At 76.5% G+C, this 578-nt stretch carries 1 protein-coding gene; it reads left to right on the forward strand.

All coding sequences use genetic code 11. From position 1 onward, the window contains the following. On the forward strand, positions 1 to 541 hold a 541-nt coding region (locus tag ACFWJ4_RS37040; protein WP_380552561.1), incomplete at its 5' end, for a phosphopantetheine-binding protein. Positions 542 to 578 lie beyond the last annotated feature (37 nt).

Genomic DNA, 578 nt, shown 5'->3' on the forward strand with positions numbered 1-578 from the left:
GCTGACCGCGCACCCGGCCGTCGCGCAGGCCGCCGTGCTGGTCCGCGACGGCCGGAGACTGCTGGCGTACGCCGTCCCGTGCCCCGGTGCCGAGCCCGGACCGGCCGAGCTGCGCGAGCACCTCGCCCTGCGGCTTCCCGCCTACATGGTCCCGGACACCGTGCTCACCCTGGCCCGGCTGCCGCTGACGCCGAACGGCAAACCCGACCTCGCGGCCCTGCCCGACCCCGGGCCGGCCGCCGGGTCGGGCTATGTCGCGCCGCGCACCGACGCCGAGCAGCTGGTCACCGACCTGTGGCAGGAGGTCCTCGGAGTCCCGCGGGTCGGGGTGTTCGACGACTTCCTCGCGCTCGGCGGGGACTCCCTCCTGGTCACCCGGGTCGCCGCGCGGATCCGGGCCGGGATCGGACTCGACATCCCCATCCGCGACGTGTTCGAGAGCAGCACACCGGCCGCCCTCGCGGCCCGGATCGAGGCGCTGCTGATCGCCGAGATCGACGCGCTCACCGAGGAGGAGGCGGCCGGGCGCCTCTCCGGCTGAGCGGGCGGGGCCCGGCTTCCGCGTGCAGGGGAAGCCG

It is taken from the genome of Kitasatospora sp. NPDC127067, assembly GCF_042724755.1.
Taxonomy (GTDB): domain Bacteria; phylum Actinomycetota; class Actinomycetes; order Streptomycetales; family Streptomycetaceae; genus Kitasatospora; species Kitasatospora lactacystinica.